Raw genomic sequence first — 303 nt, forward strand, 5'->3', positions numbered from 1 at the left:
GTGACGGCACTTCGCGTGCTCGAGCGGGTGTGGGCCGCAGAGACCAGGGGGAAGCGACTGTTTACTAAAAACACAGGTCCGTGCGAAGTCGCAAGACGATGTATACGGACTGACTCCTGCCCGGTGCTGGAAGGTTAAGAGGACCGGTTAGCGCCCCTCGCGGGTGCGAAGCTGGGAATTTAAGCCCCAGTAAACGGCGGTGGTAACTATAACCATCCTAAGGTAGCGAAATTCCTTGTCGGGTAAGTTCCGACCTGCACGAATGGAGTAACGACTTCCCCGCTGTCTCAACCATAAACTCGG

At 56.4% G+C, this 303-nt stretch carries 1 rRNA gene; it reads left to right on the top strand.

The features are described from left to right. Positions 1-303, top strand: a 23S ribosomal RNA gene (locus BKD30_RS15030); the annotation flags it as partial.

Source organism: Tersicoccus phoenicis (genome assembly GCF_001968835.1).
GTDB lineage: Bacteria > Actinomycetota > Actinomycetes > Actinomycetales > Micrococcaceae > Tersicoccus > Tersicoccus phoenicis.